Origin of the sequence: Sphingomonas sp. MJ1 (PH-R8) (genome assembly GCF_048058635.1) — a bacterium.
Lineage (GTDB): Bacteria > Pseudomonadota > Alphaproteobacteria > Sphingomonadales > Sphingomonadaceae > Sphingomonas.
In genome coordinates this window covers 164,540-182,114 of the sequence record NZ_JBBEFX010000005.1, presented here as the reverse complement: position 1 = coordinate 182,114, position 17,575 = coordinate 164,540, and the positions used below count along the sequence as shown (strand labels likewise).

At 64.0% G+C, this 17,575-nt stretch carries 19 protein-coding genes, 2 tRNA genes and 1 pseudogene; 13 read left to right on the top strand and 9 right to left on the bottom strand.

The features are described from left to right. The first annotated feature begins 2 nt into the window (after positions 1-2). The 7 genes from VPH46_RS06810 (at position 3) to VPH46_RS06780 (ending at position 5,374) form a co-directional block, all read left to right on the top strand. Positions 3-431, top strand: coding sequence for a hypothetical protein (locus tag VPH46_RS06810; RefSeq protein ID WP_416609913.1), 429 nt, complete (start codon positions 3-5; stop codon positions 429-431). Next, positions 428-2,113: a hypothetical protein gene (locus VPH46_RS06805; RefSeq protein WP_416609911.1), complete on the top strand. Its 1,686-nt coding sequence runs from the start codon at positions 428-430 to the stop codon at positions 2,111-2,113. Before VPH46_RS06810 ends, VPH46_RS06805 begins: the two co-directional genes overlap by 4 nt. A 12-nt stretch (positions 2,114-2,125) precedes the next feature. Then, positions 2,126-2,932, top strand: coding sequence for a hypothetical protein (locus VPH46_RS06800; protein ID WP_416609909.1), 807 nt, complete (start codon positions 2,126-2,128; stop codon positions 2,930-2,932). A 37-nt stretch (positions 2,933-2,969) separates the two neighbouring features. Continuing rightward, positions 2,970-3,416 carry a hypothetical protein gene (locus tag VPH46_RS06795; RefSeq protein WP_416609907.1) on the top strand — a complete coding sequence of 149 codons (447 nt, stop codon included), beginning with the start codon at positions 2,970-2,972 and terminating at the stop codon, positions 3,414-3,416. Further along, positions 3,416-3,781 carry a hypothetical protein gene (locus VPH46_RS06790; protein ID WP_416609905.1) on the top strand — a complete coding sequence of 122 codons (366 nt, stop codon included), beginning with the start codon at positions 3,416-3,418 and terminating at the stop codon, positions 3,779-3,781. The genes VPH46_RS06795 and VPH46_RS06790 overlap by 1 nt, the downstream gene beginning before the upstream one ends. Before the next feature lie 604 nt (positions 3,782-4,385). Next, positions 4,386-4,943, top strand: a complete 558-nt coding sequence (locus VPH46_RS06785; protein ID WP_416609903.1) for a glycoside hydrolase family 108 protein — start codon at positions 4,386-4,388, stop codon at positions 4,941-4,943. Beyond that, a complete protein-coding gene (locus VPH46_RS06780) occupies positions 4,940-5,374 on the top strand; it encodes a hypothetical protein (protein ID WP_416609901.1) in 435 nt (144 codons plus the stop codon). Before VPH46_RS06785 ends, VPH46_RS06780 begins: the two co-directional genes overlap by 4 nt. A 280-nt stretch (positions 5,375-5,654) precedes the next feature. Here VPH46_RS06780 and VPH46_RS06775 read toward each other — a convergent pair whose 3' ends face one another. The 3 genes from VPH46_RS06775 to VPH46_RS06765 all read right to left on the bottom strand — a co-directional run bounded on the left by VPH46_RS06775 (position 5,655) and on the right by VPH46_RS06765 (position 7,014). Continuing rightward, a complete protein-coding gene (locus VPH46_RS06775) occupies positions 5,655-5,975 on the bottom strand; it encodes a hypothetical protein (RefSeq protein ID WP_416609899.1) in 321 nt (106 codons plus the stop codon). Next, positions 5,972-6,196, bottom strand: coding sequence for a hypothetical protein (locus VPH46_RS06770; protein ID WP_239436634.1), 225 nt, complete (start codon positions 6,194-6,196; stop codon positions 5,972-5,974). The genes VPH46_RS06775 and VPH46_RS06770 overlap by 4 nt, the downstream gene beginning before the upstream one ends. A 569-nt stretch (positions 6,197-6,765) precedes the next feature. Continuing rightward, complete coding sequence (locus VPH46_RS06765; protein ID WP_416609897.1) at positions 6,766-7,014, bottom strand: hypothetical protein; 249 nt, start codon at positions 7,012-7,014, stop codon at positions 6,766-6,768. A 350-nt stretch (positions 7,015-7,364) separates the two neighbouring features. Between VPH46_RS06765 and VPH46_RS06760 the strand changes: the two genes are divergently transcribed. Further along, positions 7,365-7,796 (top strand): MucR family transcriptional regulator, encoded by a 432-nt coding sequence (locus VPH46_RS06760; RefSeq protein ID WP_416609895.1) that lies wholly within the window; start codon positions 7,365-7,367, stop codon positions 7,794-7,796. A gap of 18 nt (positions 7,797-7,814) precedes the next feature. On the opposite strand, the gene VPH46_RS06755 is transcribed toward VPH46_RS06760, so the two are convergent. Beyond that, positions 7,815-8,249, bottom strand: coding sequence for a thermonuclease family protein (locus VPH46_RS06755; RefSeq protein ID WP_416609893.1), 435 nt, complete (start codon positions 8,247-8,249; stop codon positions 7,815-7,817). A gap of 557 nt (positions 8,250-8,806) precedes the next feature. Between VPH46_RS06755 and VPH46_RS06750 the strand changes: the two genes are divergently transcribed. Then, positions 8,807-8,928: transfer RNA gene (locus VPH46_RS06750), tRNA-Ser, on the top strand. Positions 8,929-9,020: 92 nt separating this feature from the next. Here the strand turns inward: VPH46_RS06750 and hspQ are convergent. Beyond that, positions 9,021-9,392, bottom strand: coding sequence for a heat shock protein HspQ (gene hspQ, locus VPH46_RS06745; protein ID WP_239436577.1), 372 nt, complete (start codon positions 9,390-9,392; stop codon positions 9,021-9,023). Positions 9,393-9,532: 140 nt separating this feature from the next. On the opposite strand from hspQ, the gene VPH46_RS06740 reads away from it, so the two are divergent. After that, a tRNA-Ser gene (locus VPH46_RS06740) sits at positions 9,533-9,622 on the top strand. A 216-nt stretch (positions 9,623-9,838) separates the two neighbouring features. Here VPH46_RS06740 and VPH46_RS06735 read toward each other — a convergent pair. From VPH46_RS06735 to VPH46_RS06725, 3 genes and pseudogenes are all read right to left on the bottom strand, one after another. After that, positions 9,839-10,096, bottom strand: a pseudogene (locus VPH46_RS06735) (IS5/IS1182 family transposase); the annotation flags it as partial. Between the two features lie 64 nt (positions 10,097-10,160). After that, on the bottom strand, positions 10,161-10,457 hold the full coding sequence (locus VPH46_RS06730; protein WP_416609890.1) for a putative quinol monooxygenase: 297 nt from the start codon (positions 10,455-10,457) through the stop codon (positions 10,161-10,163). Between the two features lie 71 nt (positions 10,458-10,528). Continuing rightward, positions 10,529-11,329, bottom strand: coding sequence for a type 1 glutamine amidotransferase domain-containing protein (locus tag VPH46_RS06725; protein WP_416609888.1), 801 nt, complete (start codon positions 11,327-11,329; stop codon positions 10,529-10,531). 114 nt (positions 11,330-11,443) lie between these two features. On the opposite strand from VPH46_RS06725, the gene VPH46_RS06720 reads away from it, so the two are divergent. The 3 genes from VPH46_RS06720 (at position 11,444) to VPH46_RS06710 (ending at position 14,391) form a co-directional block, all read left to right on the top strand. Further along, positions 11,444-12,352, top strand: a complete 909-nt coding sequence (locus VPH46_RS06720) for a LysR substrate-binding domain-containing protein (protein ID WP_416609886.1) — start codon at positions 11,444-11,446, stop codon at positions 12,350-12,352. Positions 12,353-13,078: 726 nt separating this feature from the next. Beyond that, entirely contained in the window at positions 13,079-13,807 is a 729-nt protein-coding gene (locus VPH46_RS06715) for an NPP1 family protein (protein WP_416609884.1), read from the top strand. A 128-nt stretch (positions 13,808-13,935) separates the two neighbouring features. Further along, positions 13,936-14,391, top strand: a complete 456-nt coding sequence (locus VPH46_RS06710) for a hypothetical protein (protein WP_416609882.1) — start codon at positions 13,936-13,938, stop codon at positions 14,389-14,391. Positions 14,392-14,457: 66 nt separating this feature from the next. Here VPH46_RS06710 and VPH46_RS06705 read toward each other — a convergent pair whose 3' ends face one another. Further along, positions 14,458-17,466, bottom strand: coding sequence for a TonB-dependent receptor (locus tag VPH46_RS06705; RefSeq protein ID WP_416609880.1), 3,009 nt, complete (start codon positions 17,464-17,466; stop codon positions 14,458-14,460). Positions 17,467-17,575: the final 109 nt, after the last annotated feature.

Sequence of the window (17,575 nt, the reverse complement as noted above, 5' to 3'; positions counted from 1 at the left end):
CAATGCCCGTCCAACAGACGTTCGCCGCGTCGCGCAATGCGACGTGGGCGCCCACGCTTATCTATGAATATCGGGGGCCGGCGCTGCCGCTCGATGGCGCGCGGATCGACATGCAACTGCGGCTCTATCCGGGGCAACCGGAGGACGCGAAGCTGACGCTAACGGCGATCGCCTTCACCGACGCGCTGAAGAGCGGAACGGCCGGTGCCGACGACGAGGTGCGCGAGCTGACTTTGTCGCCATCGATCGAGCCGGGGTCGGCGGAAGCTCCCGAGCCTAACACGCTGCGCGCGCTGCCGGGGTTGCATGAGCCCGAAGCCGGCGACCCGCAAACCTTCGCCTTCGACATCCTCATCATCTACGCCGACGAGGTCTCCGAGATCCTGTCGAGCGGCCAGTTCATCGTCTCGCCGGGAGTGACCATCGCATGACGGAGATTATCAGGGCGGCTGTTGCGGGGCTGCGCGGGCCGGGGCTGACGGCCGATCAGCTGGCACAGGTGGATGATGCAATCGATCGCACCGGAGCTGCCGCGGCCCGCGCGGAGGAAGCTGTCGTAGCAGCCGAAGAACTAATCGCCACGATCACTCTCGACCCGATCGAATACGGTCTGTCGGGCTACAGCTACTTTCGGGTGGACGAGGACTTCGTTGTCCTGCGCGGTACGCTCACCACCGGCGAGGAGCTGATCGAGGGCGTCCGGGTCGCAACCGCTGCGGCCGACTTGGAGGCTACGATCGGCATTCTCGATCCTGTCGAATTCGAACTTGGCGAGTGGAAGTGGTTCGAGATGGACGAGGACGGGCGCGTGCTTACCGGCGCGGATGACCAGGGACGTGTCTGGATCGACGGTGTGCGGGCTTCGACCCTGGGTTCTGGCGGCGGCGGTTATGCCAAGGGCGGTGGCCCATCGATCTACTTCGCCTCCGCCGACGCGCCGCAGTACCAGAAGGACCGGGCTGACTACATCCTTGGCGGAAGCAATGACGACGTCGTCATCCAGTCGGTCATCAACAGCCTGCCGATTCTGCCCGACCACGAGCGGTCGAAGGTGCTGGTCACCGGCGCTCGCGCCGGGCTGATCCACCTGAGCAATCGGATCAATATTTCCCAGCGCCTCATCGCCCCGGCCGGCTCGGTGCTCACGATCTCCGGCGATGGCTGCTCCAGCTGGCGTCCGATCGACACCGTCGATGCTCAGTATGAGGGCGGCACGCTGATCTACTCCACCGACCCAACTGGGCGGATCATCGAATACCCGCAGTACACCGGCCAGCGCACTGACAGCGGCGAAAACAACACCATCCCGGCTTCCCGTGTCACCCTGGAGGACATCGAGCTTCGGGTGCTGAACCCGCTCACCACGCAAGGATCCTCGGCCTTGGATTTGCGCGGCATGACGACGGGCATCGTCAACAACGTGAACGTCTTTTGCGACTTGCACAGCGCCAGCCCGACGCCTCGCATCTCGACTGGCTTCGATCTGCGGGCCGGAGCCCGCTCGGATCGCAAGCAGGTGCACAACATCCACAGCTTTTTCTTCCGCGACTGGGGCTACCAAATCGCCACCACCCACGTCAGCGGCAACCTGCTGGTAGCGGGCAGTGTCTCAGGGGGCACGTCCCCATGCTCTTTTGGCATCCAGTCCGACCAGAACGTCGTCTTGAGCAACCTGCACGCCTTTTCGTCGAGGATCGGTGTGAAGGCTCTTGGGGATGAAATCGTCGTGATCGAGAACATCATGTTCGAGAGCGTTTCTGACCCCGTCCAGTTCTACAAGGCTGACCGGCCCCCGACCATCAAAGAGGTCCGGCTCAATCATGATGTGGAATGGACCGGCCAGCTCACCTTGTGCGACGTGCCGCTGGCAATCAAGAATGAGAGCCCGCTGCTGCGGTCCCGCCAGCAGGGCACGCTGACGATCCCGGCCGGACAGACGAGCGCTTCCGTTGCACACAACCTGATCGGTCCCGCCCGGCGCAAGGGCGCTACCCCCGGCGGCAATCCTGGGGGCGACTGGTGGGTCACGATCGACGCCACGAACATCACCGTCACCACTGCAAACCCGGTCCCGGCTGACACGCCGTTCGACTGGTACGCCCACGCCGCCTGAAGGAGCTGCACCATGAAGTTCGAAAAGATCCCCGGCTTCCGCTCGGGCCGCACTGACCTGCCGATCGCACAGCGTCACAAGCTGATCGACGCAGGCACGATCGGGCTATACCGCGCGACGCACGCCTGGGGCTTCCCGTCAATGGCCTCGCCCGTTCCGGCCGGCGGCAACCTGGTCAACTACGTCCGTGGTGGTGCGCCGATCGTGAACAGTCCGAACGACCGCCTTTGGTCGGCATCGTCGGGCGTCAATATCCCCTCTGGCAGCAAGAGTGCCTCGCTGGCACTTCCGGCATCGTGGCAGTTGCCGGCGAACATGTCGCACTATGCGATCGGCTTCTTCGCCAAGATCTCCACGGCAGGCATCGGGGGCGCGGACAACGCCCAGGTAATGGGGCTGCGCAACGCGAACGGCCGCCAGTGGGGCCTGCACCTGAAGTACGCGAACAATGCTTATACCGGCGTGACGGTGCTCACGTTCAACGGCACCGAGTTCAACATGACGAACGTGCTGCCGACCGATGGGGCGATGCACCATTACGTCATCGAGTTCATCGCGAACGGCGCGACCTATAGCGCGAAGTTCTGGATCGACGGCACGCTAGCGTACACGGCGAACGAGCAATCCTATTCGGGTAGCATCGTGCAGCCCGGTGGCGTCCCTGCGATCGGCTATTTCTACAACGTCGCGAGCTCCACGATGACTGCCGGATTCTCAATCCCTTGGATCTGGATGCAAAACCTGTCCGCGCCCGGCTCCAAGACGCTCGCGCAAATGATCACCCAGGATCGAGCCATCAACGGCGGCAACTTCAGCTGACGCGGAGCCCGGCGCGTACCGAGCAGGGAGACCTCCCATGAACCCACTGTGGGGAATGTTCGCGGTGCTGGTAGGCACCTTCCTGCCCGTGTCGCTGACGCTTCGCGCCTTCGCGCAGGTATGTCACGACCACCAGCTCGGTCTGTGGCATCCGGTCAACGTCTACCGCTGGATCAAGATCTCGCTGATCGTGCCGCTGCTCGTTCTGATCGCGCCGGCCGGCGTGTTCGTCATGTTCGGCTGGGGTGATGAGGCAATGGCGGTGCGCATCGTCACCTTCCTGGCGTCGCCACGGGGGGTGATGGTGGTCGCTGGCCTTCTGACTGCGGCTTTCATCGTCGACAAGGAGCGGCCGCGGATGAACGACCAGCTCACCCGAGAACCGACGTCAAGCGAGCACCGCACCAAGATCCAGTTCCGGCACGACACCATGATCGTCATCATCCTGTTCGGGCTGGCGCTCGCCTGGGCGGCGGCAGCCTGATGGCCGGGCAGAACATGGTCGCGGCCGCAGTGGGGCCAGCCGCGATCGCGTTCCTCGGTCTCAACGTGGCGATCATGCCGTCGCTGTTCGGCGTCTCCGGTGTTGTGCTCGGCCGCTACATCGCGCAGTCGGTCCGGCGGGAGGGAGAGGAGCGCGTCACCAGCCGCACGAGCATCGCGCTCACCGCGTTGTTCGGGCTCGGGATGGTTGCGATCTCTGCGGACATGGAGCTGACGCCATTCCGCGCGCTGGGCGTGGGCGCCGCATCCGGCTTCATCGGCCTTGGCCTGCTGGAGTTCATCGCGGCCCAATTCTCCGACCGCCTTCGCGGCGCGATCGACGGCTTCTTCAACCCGCGGAAGTAAGTCGCCCCGGCCCTTCGTGTGCTGCCGGGAGCCGGGGCGAAAGCGCGACAAGGGAGGGCGCGCTCAGCCAAACGTTGCTACTCAAGTGTGGCCGAACGATGGGCCCGGCAGACAAAAAACGCTCCGCCCGCCAAGGCAGACGGAGCGTTCCCCCAAGGGAGCGGGGATGTCGGCTCAGCAATGCGACCGAGCGCGATCACCGTTCTTTGCTGAGCGAGTGTGACGGCGCAATGACTAGTGCATGATGGGTGGCGCGTTTTGGGACAACGCTTCCCGCCCGATCCAGTGAACGCTGACCCTGCACCAGCCTCAGTAGCTTACCCTCGTTGATGAGGAGACGTCGGCTGGCTGGCCGGTCACGCGCTCCCATTCCCGCAACTGCCCCTCGTGGCGAAGGCGCCTAGCCTCGCGTCGTTGAGCCGCTCGGTTCCGCTGCAGCTTGTACCAGAGAAGCGCGACCAGGGCGGCGGCTGCAACCGCGATGAAGACCTTCAACAACATGCGACACCTGTAACCTCAGGCGACGAATTTTGCGCACCGCAACATGAACCGGACCTGTCTCACGATGGGACCTGCGCCTGCTGTGATCTTGAAAGGACATACCATGACAAAGACGGCGACCCAGCGGGTCGACGAGGTGATCGCGCGCGAGGGTGGGTATAGCAACCACCCCGCTGATCGCGGCGGCCCAACGAACTTCGGCATCACCGAGCAGGTGGCGCGCGCCTATGGGTTCCGAGGCGACATGCGCGTCCTGCCGCGCGCGACGGCGGTGGAAATCTACCTCAAGCGCTATTGGAGCGGCCCGGGTTTCGACAGGGTGGCGCAGCGGGACGCAGCAATCGCTGCCGAGCTGTTCGACGCTGGCGTGAACATGGGCCCGGCCTGGGCGGGCAAGTTCCTGCAGCGCGCGCTGAATCTGCTCAACAACGAGGCGAAGGCCTATCCGGACATTGCGGTGGATGGTGGCGTCGGCGCCATGACATTGGCGTCGCTCGACGGCTACCTACGCCAGCGGAACAGCGGCGAGGGCAGGGCGGTCCTGCTGTGGCTGATACGCTCCTTTCGAACCGGCCGCTATGCGGAGATCGCCGAGGCGAACCGAACGCAGGAGGTGTTCCTGTACGGCTGGATCGCGCGCCAGGTACGGGAGGCGGCATGAGCTGGGCTGCGCTGCTGCGCGTCTGGTGGCTCGCACCGATGTTGCTGCTCGGCGGCGGCTGGTGGCTGGAGAGCCGCGGCCACGCCGACACACGCCTCACCCTGCGCAACGAGCGGGTCGCCTGGAAGGGTGCGCTGGATGATGCCGAGAAGGCGCGTCTGGCGGCAGAGCGCCGCTACGCCAGCCACATCGCCCAGGCCGCTGCCGCCTACGCCGCCGACCTCGCGGCGCGCGAGCCGATCATCGTTCGATCCACCAACTCCGTGAGGGAATATGCGCAGACTGATGCTGGGCGTGTGCTGTGCCGCGATGCTGACCGGGTGCGTGCAGTCGACGTCCTCGATGCCGAGCTTGCCAAAGCTGCCGGAACCACCGGCAGCGGCGCTGGAGCCGTGCGTCCCGACGCCGCAGCACCGGCAGGCGGACGGTAGCGCCACTGCCGCCGACGACGACGAGACGATTCGAGACGGGCGGTTCGACCTGGCGGCGTGCGAGGCGAAGCGGCGGCTGCTGGTGGAGGCTTGGCCTACGCCGCAGAAGCGGTGAAGCAGCTAAAAAAAGGCCCCGCCTGCACGAGCGGGGCTGGTTCAGGCGGGGAACTACTCAAACCGGTTGCGCGCGATCATCAACGGGTGGGCCTGGTGCGAAGTTCCGCGCCTGCGCCCACATCAAACGCTCGCTGGCCATGGAAGGAAGGCCGCTCGGGCCCGATCAACGGTCGGGCTTGCGGCGCTCGATCTCGCCTCTCAACGCTTCGATAACGGGATCACCAACGTCGCCGATGGTCTGTTGGTAGGCCTTCAATAGGTCGTCATCATCCCGTGGCAGGAATGCTTTCCTACCGTCGCCGATGTCGTACAGGTGGTAGACGTAATTCGGGCCCTTCCCGATCTCGCCCGGTACGTCACGGGAGACTACTGGTGCCGTTACTCGCCGGTAGGCATAGACCACAGCGGCTTCTTCGGTGTTCTGTCCATTTAGGGGGCCGCCATAAATCGGGTAACTAGCCAACTTATGATTATCCTGCCTCATGCGCCACCTCGGCGGGATGCGAGAAATGCCTGCACGTCAGCGGCGCTAAACATCGGTACCGTCGATATGTTTCTGGTCTGGTGCAGCCGCCGCAGCAGGATATCGATATCAGCGACGGTCAGCCCGCTCGACGCGTCGATCACCGTGTTGTTATCGGCGTATCGCTTTCGGAAAGACTCTAGCCGCTGGAAGGCTGCGTCAAGTGCTGCGAAGTCGGTCATGTGCTCACTCCTCGAAGTCGCGCGCTCATCCCAACGTCCTCTCGATCCTTGTCTAAACTGCGCTCCGGGCACATGAGGCGCAAGGTCGCACTGGGCTTATATCCGCTCGTCAGCTTCCCTGCTCGGGCTCACCAGGGCTCCGGGCTTCTGCGGCGTCTATAGCTTTCAGAAGGTGATCGAAGCTGGATACATTCTCCACCGGATACGCACGTTTGAACCCAGCGCCGAGAACTTCGAGGTCTCGCTGGCAGAGCAACCCGACGGCCACGACACGTTTCGACCGTTCCATTACCACTATCCTGTTAGTCGAAGCTTACTTGCGCTGGCATTTGCCGGAGGCGCAGGCGCCACATCATGGAGGAGATCTCCTCGGGATTGCGGTGTAGCCGGTTGGCGATTTCCGGGACAGGGTGGCCTTGCTGAAGCTGGTTCCGAAGCCCGGTGATGTCGGTCTGAGTCCATCGACGATGCGGGTTCATCGCTCAACCCCGCCTTGAAGCACGGGCGAGCTGCGCCCGGGTTCCCGCACGGTCAGATTACGCATTGCATCTTCGCGATCCGAGGCGTTCTCAGGCGAAGCCCCGGTCGGGGTTCTCACTCATCAACCGGTCTTGTTCGGTTCGCAGGTTCATTGCCCGTTGCTTCAGGGCCGCATTCCTCAGTTTCCGAGCATCGGAGCGCTCCGCGGTGTCAGCTTCCTTCGCCCATGCCACAGCCGCAACCGCGGCAACTCGCCGGCTGTTCTCCAAAGGAGCGGACGTTGCGAGTGCTAGCTGGCGGGCTTCTTGAGCCCGACAGAACGTGAGCGATAGCGTCATGAAAGTTCCTTGATCACATCGTGCCAAGGGCAGCGCGACGCTTCATGAACTGAACGGCTGGGAATCCAGTTCGGGCCCGCTTCCCCGAATATTTGCAAATAGCGAGACTCATTTCCCTTCCCGCTGGAGCTTCGGTGAGGGGAAGAATCACATGCGATACCTGCTGCTGGCCGTAATCCTCGCCGTTGGCCCTGCCAACGTGAACCCATGCAATGCTGCGTCCGGGGCACTGGTCGCTTGTTGCAAGACGTGCTCCAAGGGAAAAGCGTGCGGGAATAGCTGCATCGCACGTGATAAGACCTGCCATCGGCCGCGGGGGTGCGCCTGCGATGGCTAATAGGGACGACTCAATGTCTCAAGACCGGCCCGACATCTTTGGACTTTTGACGCGGATTGCCGTGGCTTGGCTTAACAATCCAAGGCACCAGCTCCCGGCCGATGAAGTTCCAACACTCATTGAGCAGATCCACAAGGGCCTAGCAGCTGTTCAGGCTGATGTTCCGGAAGTGAGCGAGAATCCGAGACCGACGGCGTCAGGACACATCCCGGCCGTGACCGTCAGTGAGTCTCTAGCGTCAAAGGACCACATCCTCTCGATGATCGACGGAAAGCCGTACAAGTCGCTGCGCCTGCATCTGGCGGCGTACGGCCTTACGCCGGAAGAATACCGGACACGCTATCGTCTGAAGCCCACCTACCCGATGGTTGCGGAAAACTACTCTGCCGCTCGGCGGCAGATCGCCATAAGGATGGGCCTGTCCGAGTTTCGCAAGAAGGTCTGATCTGCTGCCTGGGCTACATCAGCGTCTGCACTGATGCCGCTTCCAGTACCGGGACCAGCGGAGAACCGTCCCGGTGGCAACCATCGCGCAGGAAATATCGCCTGCGGACGGTGAAACGCACCAGGCGCCCGTTCTGCTGCCAACCGCTGGCCCGGTCGAGGCGCAGCGCAGCGTCGGCCCGCGCACCAGAACATGCCCCTGCTTGCTCTTGCCGGTGGCGGTTCCGAGTAGCCGAACGAGCGCCTGCCGCGCTTGCTCGGCGGTCGCGCGCGGGCAAGGCTGGTTGCTCCGGCAGCTACGATCGGACTCGCGCGCGGCGATCCCGGCTATCCGTAGGCGCGGCCCCTCCTTGCACCAGACCGGGCCGTCGCCATCCCAGACGCGGGTCGGCGTGCATGTGAAGATCTGGCCGGCGGGGATGACGGTTGCGGCGATCGCGGCGAGGAGGAGCATGGCGGCCCGCTAGCTGGCTGGATTCGCGTCGTCCACCATTAGCACAGTTTGGTAAGCTCTATTGCTCGGCCGATACTGCTGTCGATGTTACCACCGTCATGGGCCTGAACGTGAGCTGGAGCGTTGAGAACCGGGGGGATGCCGCCGCATCAACAAGTCGAGCGCCCCACCTGGATCGACGCTCACAAAATGGAGCTAAGATCATGGCACGTAGAATCCTCACTTTGCTACTCATTTCCGGCAGCGTCATGGTGGCAGCCTGCAACACCGTCGATGGTGCTGGGAGAGACGTCGAATCCGTTGGGGACACGGTGGCAAACACCGTCAACTGACGCGGCAGGCCAACGAAGACCGGGACCGGTGGGCGCGTCCTACCGGTTCCATTAGCGCCACTGTGACAGCCTAGGACACGCGGGCCGCTCATCCATGTCTAGGATGCCCCGATTGCCAGCTTCGCCGCCGAGAACAATCAGAAGGGGGAGGGGATAAACGTTCCGTCTCCAGCGCCAGCGCATTGAGGTTGTGAACCTGGGACCGCACCGGGACCGCAAATTGCCGGATGTTCCTCAGTCGTTCCGCCCGGTCGGCCGTTTCAGGTGGGCGTTTCCTCTCTGCTGACGCAACGTTAGCTGCAATCGCACTGCAGAGGTCAGGGGTTCGATTCCCCTCAGCTCCACCACCCCTTTCGCCGCCGGATCGCCGGGCGGCACGCCACCCGGGACATTGCAGGAAACCGGCACGCCTGCTTGAAGGCTCCGGTGCCTTCGGCTCTCAGTGCCGGTGTTCGCGGCGCAGCCGGTAGCGACCTTCCGAATAGACGTCGAACAGGCCCTCGATGGCGGGGTGCTCGACCGGCTCGTCGCTCTCGTCGACCACCAGGTTCTGCTGGCTCACATAGGCGATGTAGCTCGCCTCCGCATTTTCGGCGAGCAGGTGGTAGAAGGGCTGGTCCTTGCGCGGGCGGATCTCTTCCGGGATCGCCTCATACCATTCGTCGCTGTTGGCGAAGACAGGGTCGACGTCGAAGACGACGCCGCGGAAGTCGAACAGGCGGTGGCGGACCACGTCGCCGATGGAAAAACGGGCATGCGCAACGGGCGGCATCGCCACCGGCGCATCGAGCAGGTTCCGGGGCTCGGACATTTCGATCATGCACAATATCTAGTCCCGGGAGAAAAAGGCACAAGGAGGCGCTTGCACTCCTGAACGCTTTGGCCTAACGGCGACCGCTCGCTGACCGGCGCGCTGTTTCTTCTCAGGAACGGATCGCGCCAAACCTCTGCGGAGAGGTGCCGGAGTGGTCGATCGGGGCGGTCTCGAAAACCGTTGAGCCCGCAAGGGTTCCGAGGGTTCGAATCCCTCCCTCTCCGCCAGAGCTTGTTATTTTTCAGCGACTTATTGGACTCGGCAGCGGTGCTGCCCAAGCCATGTCCACTTTCGTAGCGGCTCTCGGCGGACGGCGGTGAACGCTTGGCATCTGAAGCCAAAGCTCATCATCAGTGTGGGTCTGTCGATCGCCGACTACAGAGTTTTCGTTCCTTCGGCTGTGCTAGAGCCTCCCTCTTGGCGTAGACTCATAAGTTCCGGAGTCACAGCCGCATTGAGGCGAGCCGGACCATGGCGAGGAAGTCGGCTGCGAGCTCGTCGCAGCGGTGGCGACGCGGCGGAAGTGCTTCAGCTTGGAGAAGAACCTCTCGATCAGGTTGCGCTGGCGATAAAGTCGCTTGCTGAAGCAGGGCTTTCGAGCACCGATTGCTCTTGCCGGTATGTTTGGGCGTGGCGCCGCGGTCTTGGCTCAGCTCGCGGATGCGGTCGGCATTGTAAGCCTCGTCAGCGGGCGCGATGGTGCGCGGGGCCGTAGCGCCCTGGCAGGTCGCCAAGGCGCACCGGACCTCAGCACCCAAGGGCACCTCAGGCGACCTGAATGGGGGTGAGCACCGCGGCCGTGCGTTCGGCGAGGTCGTTGATGACCGACAGGTAGCGTTGGAAGTGCGGCGTCGCCCGGTGCGCGGCGACGGCGTCGGCATCGGCGTAGAGCTCGTCGAGGACGAAGCGCGCGGGGGCGACCTGATCCTGCCACAGGTCATATCGCAGGTTTCCGGGCTCGGCGCGGCTCAGGCCGATCATTTCGTCGAGGAGGGTGCGCAGTTCCTCCGCCTTGCCCGGCTTGGGGACGAGGGTGGCCATGATCTTGACGTGAGTGGACATTGAATTGCTCCTTGTCAGTGGGGTTGCGCCGGCGGAGCGCGGTCGAAGCGCTCCGCCGGTCGGGCGCGTGTTCACGCGCCCGTGCGCTGGCGATCGAGCGCTTCCACCAGGGCGGCGGCGATCCGGTGATCCGAAGCCGGGTTCTGGCCGGTGATCAGCTCGCGGTCGACAACGACGTTAGGCTCGAAATCGACCGGGTTGGTGGTCACCACGCCACCCGCGGCTTCAAGCGCGGCGGGCATGTCGAAGGGCAGTTTGCCATGAAGCAGATGCTCCTCGGCGACGTGCTCCTCGCTCGCGGAGAAAACGGTCATTCGATAGCCGGCATAGATCCAGTCGCGGGCGTATTCCGCCGCCTCGGCCTTGTTTCCGGTGACCAGCGCGGTGCGGAAGGCGCGGGCCTGCGGCAGAGCGGCGGTGACCGCGATCGGACCGTGGCAGAGGAGCGCGGTCGGCTTTGCGCGCTCATGGAAGTGGCGCAGGATCATGCCCATGTCCTCGTCCTGCATTAGATCGACGGCGGGGGCGTGGCCGCCCGGCACGAACAGGCCGAGGTAGCGGTCCAGCCCTTCCTCCACGGCCGAGCGCAGCGTGCGTACCTGGTTCATCGTCGGATCATCGGCAAAGAAGGTCTTCGCGCGGTTATAAGCAGCTTCGTCGCCGCCAAAATGATCGACCGAGTCCGACGCTACGTCGATGTGCGGCTTGGTCCCGTGGGGCGTGGCGAGCACCACGTCATAGCCGGCATCAATCAGCGCCAGCACCGGCACCACGGTTTCGTTGAGATATTGCCCGATCACGGCTGAACCGCCGCCCTGAAGCTCGATGCGGGTCGCGTTGGAACCGGTCACGAGCACTGTACCCTTGGTCATGTGAGCCTCCGTTTCACGCCCGCTTCGCTGCGGGACGAGGGCAAGATGACGCTCCACGAGACATTGCAGAAGTTTATCTTGTGCATTCAAGATATGCCGCGCACGCTATAACACATGCGGTATGACCTGAACCTGCTGCCGATCTTCATCGCCCTGATGGAAGAGCGCAGCGTGACCCGCGCCGCCGAGCGGCTCGGCATGACGCAGCCGGCGCTGTCCAACGCGCTCGCGCGGCTGCGCCTGATGATGAAGGATCAGCTTTTCGTGCGCGAGCGTTACGGCATCCAGCCGACCGCTATCGCGCTGGATCTTGCGCCGGCGATCGCGGAGGCGCTGGCGAGGCTCGATGACGCTGTGCTTGGGCAACAGGAGTTCGATCCTGCGCAGGCGGAGCGGCTGCTGACGATCGCGCCCAACGGGTATGCCGAGTTCGTGCTGGTGCCGGCGATCGTCGCAAGGCTTCAGCAGGTGGCGCCCGGCATCAGGCTGCGCCTGACCCCGTATGGCAACGATCTGACGGACACGGGGGTTGTCTCCGGCACGACGGCTCTGGTGCTCGGCCGGATTGTCGATCCGCCCGACAATCTGGTCGTCCAGCATGTGATGGACGAAGGGCTCGCCTGCATCGTCCGTGCGGATCATCCTGACATAGGCGGCGGCATCACGCGCGATCAGTTTGAGTCGTTGAGGCACGTCAATGTCGTGCCGCCGGGTCGGATGCGCGCAGGGCTGTTCCAGGCACTGGCTCAGCAGCAGCTGAAACGCGACGTCGCCATCTCCGTAACCAACTTCTTCGCCGTCGCGGAGATGGTGGCGGTGACCGATTACTGCGCCACTCTCCCCAAGCTGATCTGCCGACGGCTGGAAAACGATTCGCGCCTCAAGGTCCTGGCTCCGCCTGTCGATCTTGGAACCTTCCCCGTGGAAATGGCTTGGCATGTTCGATACCGCCACGATCCCGCCCACCGTTGGTTGCGAGCGCTCATTTCTGATGTGGCGGCCAACGAGCTTTCGGTGGCCTGATTCCGACGGAACGATAGGACGAGGCGGTCAGGGGAGCCGCAACAGTCGTGCTGCCTGCCTGCGGCTAAATAGCCTTCACCAGCGAAAGCGGGTGAACCGGAAGTTCCGCTCAGGCGGTCCAGCGCGACGTGCGCCTGCGGAGCGCGTCAATTCGACACAGGATCAAGTGTCTGAAGTTGGACGACCCGTGCAGGGCGCTGAATGACCGAAACTAGGTCTTTTCAGCCGCTTGGCCACCGGGAGGGAGGGGCAACCGCCTCGTCATGATTTGCGCGGATTTGTTATGGGTGCGCGGAACCGTGCGTCCGAAAATATTTTTGTCCCATCCCGTCAAGCGAGTCCGTCTTTAACCTAGACGAGTTTGCTCCAGGGGTGCGGATTGCTGCCCCTGCGACGTGTTCCCAAATGAACTTCGCGCTGTTTTTACGTTGATGGTCGAAGATGCGAAATGGCGTCGAATCATCCACAATAAGACTCGCCAAGGTATGATTGGGTATTAAGAACTCTCAAAGTCTATTGTCACGACGGCTTAACAAGTGCGTTGCACTCTCTCTATTGAGGTGATCGTACGACGCCTCGCAAAGGAGGAGTCTCTGCATGAAGAACTTGGATGATGTCCACTGGGCGTCGCTTTTTTCTCTGTCCCTCGTCGCTTCTGGTGCCCTGCTGCAGCCATCGGCCGCACAGGCACAGGGCTGGCCGGCGCCGGTAGCACCCCTTCCAGAGATGGCGACGGCGTTGGACAAGCGGTTCCAGCCGGCCGTCGATTTCGACACCGACGTCTGCTTCAACGTTCCGGCGGTGAACGCTTCGGGCGCCGTCAGCGGCGGGGCGTCGACCTATGCAACGCGCCCGCCGGCTTCCTGCCGCAACCCCAATTACTTGGCGACCAGCAACGTCTACGTGCGCGCGCGCTGCAACAACGGCTATTGCGCGCGAGTCTACAGCTACTTCTGGCAATCGGATTTCTCCCACGCCTTTGACTGGGAATCCATCATCGTGTGGACGACCGACCAGGGCACGAACAGCAAAGTGGTGGGCGTCACGCGCGGCGATCACGGCGATTGGGACACTCGTGCTACGAGCGGTGGCCAACTCCGCTTCCAGAGCGACGCGAGCGGCGAGCATGTAAAGCTGGTGTTTCACTACGAAACCTGGGGCTTTTCGCACCTTTGGCGCTTTTCCAAGACCGACAACGGCGACGAGCCGCCCGAGAACGGCACCGGCCGGTGGGTGATCCAGCCGCTGGTCAGCTGGAACGGCTATCCGTCGCGCAGCGTGCGCGGCGCCGTATCGGGCGACGTGTTCGGCGGCGCAAACTTCGACAACAAGGACTCGCGCTTTGCGGGCGTGCTCGCCGCCGCGCTCAACACCGGCATCACGCCGGGCTTCAATCCGAACCTCGATTCCGGTCCGAACTCGCCGGGATGCCCGGCCGGCTCGACCATCTGCTGAGCCGACTGTCGCCGCGAGCATTGCGGCGGCGAATGCGTTGCGGATCGGCTGGCCGGGCGGTTCAACCGCCCGGCCAGCCCTTGCTTCTGGGAGTTTCGATGCAAGCACATCGCGAACAGCGCGGTAGCATGCCGATGCTGGGGTGGGCGGCGGCGGCGGTTCTGGTCGTCGCAGGGATTTGGTTTGTGCAGTCGGAGGAGGAACCGGCGGAGGTCGAGGGGATCGTGATCCAGCGCCCGACGGCCGCTTCACCCCGCCTTTCGCCGCCCCGAGCCGCTATGGCCGCGCCGGCAGCGACGCTGCCGACCCCGCCAGACACGGTCGTGGGCCATGTCCGCGAAGCCTATCCGCTGCTGACGGACGTCGAGTTCGGCTGCGATGCGCAGGGCTGCGGCGTCACGGCAACGATCCCGCCGCCGACCGACACGGCGTTCCTGGAGAAGCGGCAGGAAATGCTGCTCGGCGGCCTCGCCCGGCGGATACAAGCGGACGGATACCGGACCTTGGGTCCCGTTCAGATGGAGGAGGTGGGCGACAATCTCTTCCACATTCGCTTGGCAGTGGCGCTTGCGCAAACCCGATAGAAGGGGCGGGGCAGGCGAAGGCACCGGAGGACGCCAGGCGTCCTCCGGTGCTTCCTTGCGGGTGCCTCAGAACTCCGCGCTTACCCCGAGCGCGAAGGTACGACCGCTGGTGGTGTAGACCTCCCGGCGCTCGGCATCGAGCAAGCTGGAGAATTGCTCGATCGGCTGGTTGGTCAGGTTGATGCCCTCGGCGATCAGGCGGACGTTGGGCAGCAGGTTGACATGCGCCTGGAAGTCGACGTTGTTGGTCGCCTTGATGCCGCCGCCCGAATTCGCGAGCGCGTTGCCAGCGCCGGTCAGATAGGCGTCGCGATAGGCGCTGGAGATGCGGGCGCCCCAAACCGGGTTCTCGTAATAGAGCGTCGCGTTGAACGCCCACTTCGACAGGTTGTCGAGCGGAAGCACGCGTGAGCTCGTCACGCCGCCGGTGGTGTAAAAGGCGGTCCGTTCCCCATCGAACCAGGTGCCGTTCACGACCACGCCCAGGTCCTTGAGCGCGCCGGGCAGGAAAGTGAAGTCGTGCTGGAACGCGACCTCGACCCCCTTGATGTCGGCGCCCGGACCGTTGATCGGCTGGCTGACATCATAGGGCGTGCTGGCGTCCTGGCCCTGGATCAGCAGCGACAGCGGCAGCCCGGTCTCGCCATAAGGTATCTGCTGCGATGACGAGGTGATGAAGCTGTCCATGCTTTTGTAGAAGAAGGCCACCGACGCGAAGCCGTCGCTGTCCATGTACCATTCGGCTGAACCCTCGACCGAAGTCGCTTTGAAGGGCTTCAGGAACGGGTTGCCGAGGCTGAGCGAGCCGCCGTTCGGGCGGGTCGTGATCGATCCTGCAGCGGCGAGATCACCGAGGCCGGGCCGGTTGACGTTGCGGCTGGCGCTGACACGCAGCACGACGTCGCGCGCCACGTCCAGTGCGACATTGGCGGCGGGCAGCCAGCCGTCGCTGTTGTTCTCGATCGACACCGGCACGAAGCCGGCGCCGGTCGCGAGATTGCCCGACGAGGTCAGGTCGGTCGAGTAGTAGCGCACGCCCGCATTGGCGCGCAGCCGCATGCCGCCGAGCTCCGTGTCGAGGTTGAGCTGCGCGAACCCGGCCCAGGTCTCTTCGTCCACCCGATAATCGCTGCCGGCCTGCAGGTTGGCCGCGGTCAGGTTCCGGTTGTCGCCGATATAGGCATAGGTGCCGTCCACATTGCCGACGATATACTGGATCGTGGTGTCGACCCCGACCAGCTGCTTCAGGTCGTTCGGGATCGGGGTGAGGCCGGGCACATTGTGGAACACCTTGTTCGCCCAGGTGTAGCCGCTGTTCACGAAATGCTTGTACGCGCCGCCCGCCTTCAGCGTCAGCGCGTCGTTCAGCTGCCAGGCCGCCTCCAGCTGGCCGTTGGTGTAGCGGTTGACGATCTCGTTCTCCTGGACGTCCAGCCGCTGCAACTGCCAGTTGTTCGGATCGGTCAGGTCCTTGCCATAGGTGTTGAACGGCCGGTCGGGGCGCGTGTCATAGCTGAAGGCCATGTTCTTGGCCTCCATGAACACCTTGTCGAACACGGGCTGGGCGAAGTCGGACTGCTCGAAGCCGGCGAGCGCGTGGATCGTCAGCCGGTCGGTCGGCTTCCACTCGGAATTGGCGACCGCCTGGTAGAAGTCGGTGTGGTTCTCGACGATGTGGTGCTCGGAACGCTGGTCGATGCCCGTGAAGCTCGCCGCGCGCAGGGTGTTGGTGTCGTCGATCACCGCGCTCTGGATGATCTGCGTGCCGTTGATCGACGTGCCGGTCAGCGGATTGGCACCGGCGCTGGCGATTGCATAGCCGTCGCGATGATCCCACAGCCGGCCGTAGAGCAGGTCGACATCGATCTTGAAGCGGTCGCCCGGATGATATTGAAACGCGGACGTCACGCCCAGTCGGCGACGATCCGTGTACCAGCTCGAAGGCGACTGGGCGGTCGGCTGCCAAACGCCCGCCAAGAGGTTCGCCCGCGTGGCGGCATCAATGCCCGGGGCGATGTTCTTTGGCGCATATTTGGTGAGGCCCCAGCCCCAGTTGCGGTAGCCATATTCGTTGTTTCGGATGTGGCTGTACGCGACCGAGAACAGTGCGCCGAAATCGCCCCAGCGTTCGGACACTAGGCCCACCAGGCGCGGCGTCACGCCGCTGGTGTTGGTGTTGGTCTGCCCCTTGGCCGACACCACGAACTTGGCACCGTCATAGTCGAACGGCTTGGCGGTGGTGAGTTGCACCGTGCCGGCGATGCCGCCTTCGTCCTGCTCGGCCGAATAGGATTTCTGTACGGAGACGCGGCTGAACAACTCCGACGCGAAGAGGCTGTAGTCGAATGAGCGCGACCGGCTGACGCCGCCGCGATTGTCCATCCCCGACGCGGTGTTGCCCAGCACTTCCATGCCATTGAGCTGGGTGCGGGTGAAGTCGGCGCCCAAGCCGCGCAGCGCGATCTGCCGGCCCTCGCCGCTGTCGCGGGTGATGGTGATGCCGGGAATACGCTGCAGCGATTCCGCCAGGTTCAGGTCGGGGAAGGCGGCGATGTCGGTGGCGACGATATCGTCCTCGGCACCCACCGCATTGCGCTTGAGCTGCTGCGCTTCGGCGATGCTCTGCCGAAAGCCTGTGACGACGACCTCCTCGGTCGACAGTTCATCCGACGCTCCGGATACATAGGAGGCGCTGTCTTGCACGACGGGCGCCGGACGCACGGCTGCGGCCGGGATGGGCCGCGGGACCGACGGGTTCGCCTGCGGCTTCAGAATGGCCACGCCGCCGCGCACCGAGGCGACCAGGCTGGTGCCGCGCAGCAGCTGGTCGAGCGCCGCGCGCGTGGTAAAGGCGCCGCGAACGCCGCTCGTCCGACGGCCCGACACCATCGCCGGTGCCACCACCACTTGCATTCCGGTCACGCGCGAGAAGTGCGACAGCGCCGACCGCAAATCCGACGCCCCGATGTCGAAGTGCACGGCGGCTGCCGGCGTCGCTACCGGTTGCGCCTGAGCCGTCACCGGCGCCGCACATGCGATCGCCAGCGCGCCCTTGGAAATCCCCCAGATCTTCATTCCATTCCCTCCACTCGGCGCAACGGCGCCTCCGAGGCAAAGACGAGGGCGGCATGGGATCAGGACAAAAGAATTTTGTTGCAGTGCAGCGTCAGTTTCGTGACGCCAA